Origin of the sequence: Alkalinema pantanalense CENA528 (assembly GCF_050753345.1) — a bacterium.
Lineage (GTDB): Bacteria > Cyanobacteriota > Cyanobacteriia > Leptolyngbyales > Leptolyngbyaceae > Alkalinema > Alkalinema pantanalense.
Genome location: NZ_JBLZFX010000184.1, coordinates 1 through 4,525, shown reverse-complemented (window position 1 = coordinate 4,525; position 4,525 = coordinate 1). Strand labels below are relative to the sequence as shown.

Sequence of the window (4,525 nt, the reverse complement as noted above, 5' to 3'; positions counted from 1 at the left end):
CCCACTCCCCACTCCCCATTCCCCAATTCCCCCAACCAGCGGTACACTTTTGAAAGACCACTGTTTTGCAAAACCATTGTTTGATCGCGAGAGTTGGCTATGGCATTCGAATACCCCGAAGATCTGCGCTACACCGATACCCATGAGTACGTCCGCTTAGACGGCGCTGTCGCCACCGTGGGCATCACCGCCTTCGCGATCGACCAGTTGGGCGATATTGTTTTTCTGGAATTGCCGGAACCGGGCAGCAGCGTCACCCAAGGCGAAAAATTCGGCACGATCGAATCCGTCAAAGCCGTTGAGGATTTGAAGTCCCCCGTTTCAGGAACGGTAGTTGATGTCAATGCAGCGATGGTGGATGCGCCGGATCAGTTGGAAGCGGATCCCTACTTGGCTGGCTGGCTTGTGAAGGTCGAAGTGAGTGACGCGACTGCGGTGGAATCGACCCTGTCTGCGGATGCCTACCGTGCCATGGTGGAAGGAGCCTAGGTCACCCCATGAGTCAGGCCAACGAGGAGCCACAGGAACTTGACCGTCGAGAAGTTGACCGTCAGGAATTACGATCGCGGGTGCAAAGTCTAGCCCAAACCTACCGCGACACCGACCAGCCTTTAGCCTGGTTTGAAGCGCTCTATGCCTCGGCCAACGGCAATCCAGAGTCAATTCCCTGGGTGAATCGTCAGCCCCATCCGTTGTTTCTGGATTGGTTGACGGCCCGATCGCTCGTTGGGACTGGACGGTCAGCCTTGGTGGTGGGCTGCGGGCTGGGCGATGATGCGGAAGCCTTGGCCGATCGGGGATTCAACGTGACTGCGTTTGATCTGTCTCCTACGGCGATCGCTTGGTGCCGAGAGCGTTTTCCCCAGTCCCAGGTTGATTACCAAGTGGCCGATCTCTTTGACTTACCCAGCGATTGGGCTAGGCATTTCGACTTCGTGCTGGAAATTTATACGATCCAAGCCATGCCCCCGGAACTCCATATTCCCGCCATGCAGGCGATCGCGCCATTGGTGGCACCGGGTGGGGAACTGCTGGTGATTTGCCGAGGCCGTGAGGAAACCGATCCACTGACCGGGCCACCCTTCCCCTTAACCCGATCGCAGTTAGCCACCTTCGAGCAAACCGGACTTCCGTTAGTCGAGGCAGACGATCTTTTAGATCCCGACGGCCTCCGTCCCCGCCACTTTCGCTTGCTGTACCGCGCCGATTGATTGCAAATTACGGCCAAATTGCCTGGTAGAAATATTGATTGATTTTAGGCAAAGTCATTTCGTAATCTCGAAGATTTACGGATCCCATTTCAAAAAATTACCTGCCCTTTACACCGATAGGTTCCCGATCGGTGAAAACTTGTTATACGCTGTTACAACCAGATAGAGACCTGAATTCCCTACACCCAAAGAATGAAGCCCATGTCAGAGCCTATTTCTTCTTCCCTGCAAGCCCCGGCTGAATTTTCTGCTGCTGAATCTAACCCTAGTAATGGCCATAGCAACAACGGTTTCCGCGCCATGGGCAAAAGTTCCAACTTGGCCTATACCGATAGCTTTGCCGATCGCCATTTGGGGCCACGGGCAGCGGATGTGCAGAAAATGCTGCAACAGCTTGGCTATGACTCGTTAAATGGGTTGATGGATGCAGCAGTCCCCGCAGAAATTCGTCTGAAGCGATCGCTACAAATTGGCAAAGCTCGATCGGAATATGAAGCCCTGGCAGACTTGAAGGCGATCGCCGCTAAAAACCAGGTGTATCGATCGTTCATCGGCATGGGCTACAGCAACTGCATCACGCCCCCGGTCATTCTGCGCAATATTCTAGAAAATCCGGCCTGGTACACCCAATACACCCCCTACCAGCCCGAAATTTCCCAGGGTCGCCTCGAAGCCCTGCTGAACTTCCAGACCATGGTCATTGACCTGACAGGGCTGGAAATTGCCAATGCCTCGCTGCTGGATGAGGGCACAGCGGCGGCGGAAGCCATGGCCATGAGCTACGGAATCAATAAAACCGGAGCCAAAGCCTTTTTTGTGTCGGAAACGTGTCATCCCCAAACGATCGATGTCATTCAAACCCGCGCCTTACCTCTGGGCATTGAGGTCATCGTCGGCGATCATCGCAGCTTTGATAGCCAGACCCCGATTTTTGGAGCACTGGTGTCCTATCCCGCCACCGATGGCACCATCTATGACTACCGGACCTTCTGCGATCGGGTGCATTCAGCGGGGGGCTTAGTCACCGTCGTTGCCGACATTTTGGCGCTAACTTTGCTCACCCCACCGGGTGAGTTTGGCGCAGATATCGCCGTGGGCAATACCCAACGTTTCGGGGTGCCCCTGGGCTACGGTGGTCCCCACGCTGCCTATTTCGCCACAAAAGATGCCTACAAACGGCAGATCCCAGGGCGCTTGGTGGGAGTTTCGCGGGATGCACGGGGCCAACGGGCGCTGCGCCTCTCGTTACAAACGCGGGAGCAGCACATTCGCCGGGACAAGGCGACGAGCAATATCTGCACCGCCCAAGTGCTCTTGGCAGTCATTGCTAGCATGTACGCTGTCTACCACGGGGCAGCGGGGTTGAAAGCGATCGCCCAGCGGGTGCACAACTTAGCCAACACCCTGATGGAGGGACTCAAGGGCCAAGGCTTTACGCTAGTGTCGGAAAGTTTCTTCGATACGATTCGGGTGCAAGTGGGCGATCTCACCGAAGCGATCCTCGATCGGGCAGCGGAACGGAAAATTAACCTGCGGCGGTTTGCCGATGGTTCGTTCGGAATTGCCTTGGATGAAGCGACTTCCGAGCGGGATATTTTAGATTTACTGGAAGTGTTTGCTGGGCAAACGGTTGAAACCTTACCCGCCGTTGCCTCGATCGTGCCGTCCTTAGCTCGCACTTCTGCCTTTCTGACCCATCCCGTTTTCAACACTTACCATTCAGAAACGGAATTGCTGCGGTACATGTATCGGTTACAGCAGCGAGATCTCTCCTTAACCAGTGCGATGATTCCTTTGGGATCCTGCACGATGAAGCTCAATGCAACGGCGGAAATGATTCCTGTGACTTGGCCCGAGTTTGGGCAAATCCATCCCTTTGCCCCCGTTGAGCAGACGGAAGGATATCAAATTCTGTTTAACCAATTAGAACAGTGGTTAGCAGAGGTCACGGGCTTTGCGGCCATTTCGCTGCAACCCAATGCAGGCTCCCAAGGGGAATACGCCGGATTGCTAGTGATTCGGGCCTATCACGAAAGTCGGGGCGATCGCGATCGTACCATTTGCCTTATTCCCACCTCCGCCCACGGCACCAATCCCGCCAGTGCAGTGATGGCGGGGATGAAGGTGGTTCCGGTGAATTGCGATGGCGATGGCAATATTGATATTGCCGATCTACGGGCCAAGGCGGAGCAATACCGGGAAACGCTGTCGGCGCTGATGGTCACCTATCCCTCCACCCATGGCGTATTTGAGTCGGGTATTCAGGAAATCTGCGCAATCATCCATGCCAACGGGGGCCAAGTCTATATGGATGGGGCCAACATGAACGCGCAGGTGGGGCTGTGCCGTCCAGGGGATTTTGGCGCGGATGTTTGCCATTTGAACCTGCACAAAACCTTCTGCATCCCCCACGGCGGCGGTGGCCCTGGCATGGGGCCGATCGGTGTTGCCGCTCATTTAGCGCCCTTTTTGCCGGGACATACGGTGATTTCGATCGGGCAAGACCAAGCGATCGGGGCGGTATCTGCGGCTCCCTGGGGCAGTTCCAGCATTCTGCCGATTTCCTGGATGTACATTGCCATGATGGGCGGAACGGGTCTGACGGAAGCCACAAAAATCGCCATTCTCAATGCCAATTACATTGCCAAGCGACTGGAAGGGCATTACGAAGTGCTCTACAAAGGCTTGGCCGGGTTGGTAGCCCACGAATGCATTATCGACTTGCGCCAATTTAAGAAAACGGCAGGAATCGAGGTGGATGATGTGGCTAAACGGTTGATCGACTATGGATTCCACCCGCCAACGGTGTCTTGGCCCGTCGCTGGGACGATCATGGTGGAACCAACGGAAAGTGAATCCCTTGAGGAACTCGATCGCTTCTGTGATGCCATGATTGCCATTCGAGAGGAAATTCGCGACATTGAAAACGGTCAGGTGGATGCTCAGAACAATGTCCTGAAGAATGCCCCCCATACGGTCATGGATTTGATCGACGATGCCTGGGAGCGTCCCTACTCACGGCAGAAGGCGATCTTTCCAACCAATTGGACGCGGGAGAACAAGTTCTATCCGGCGGTGAATCGGATTGACAATGCCTATGGCGATCGCAACCTCGTCTGTTCCTGTTTACCGATGGATGCCTACAATAACTCCTGAACAATGACGATAGGTTGTTTGGGTCTCTATTCCCAAGATGGCTGACCTTACATCAATAGAGTTGTTGGGAAATAAAACCAGCTCTGGGACAGGGTTTGCCCTGACTGTTATCTAACTTATGCTGCATCTAAGTAGAAGTTCCACAAGCCTGCTGCGTT

3 protein-coding genes are annotated in these 4,525 nt (G+C 54.6%); all 3 read left to right on the top strand.

The genetic code is table 11. The features are described from left to right. The first annotated feature begins 99 nt into the window (after positions 1–99). On the top strand, positions 100–489 hold the full coding sequence (gene gcvH / locus ACN4EG_RS27200) for a glycine cleavage system protein GcvH (RefSeq protein WP_431633421.1): 390 nt from the start codon (positions 100–102) through the stop codon (positions 487–489). Between the two features lie 8 nt (positions 490–497). Further along, positions 498–1,211, top strand: coding sequence for a class I SAM-dependent methyltransferase (locus ACN4EG_RS27195; RefSeq protein ID WP_431633420.1), 714 nt, complete (start codon positions 498–500; stop codon positions 1,209–1,211). A 201-nt stretch (positions 1,212–1,412) separates the two neighbouring features. Then, positions 1,413–4,367 carry an aminomethyl-transferring glycine dehydrogenase gene (gcvP, locus tag ACN4EG_RS27190; RefSeq protein WP_431633419.1) on the top strand — a complete coding sequence of 985 codons (2,955 nt, stop codon included), beginning with the start codon at positions 1,413–1,415 and terminating at the stop codon, positions 4,365–4,367. The last annotated feature ends 158 nt before the right edge of the window (positions 4,368–4,525 follow it).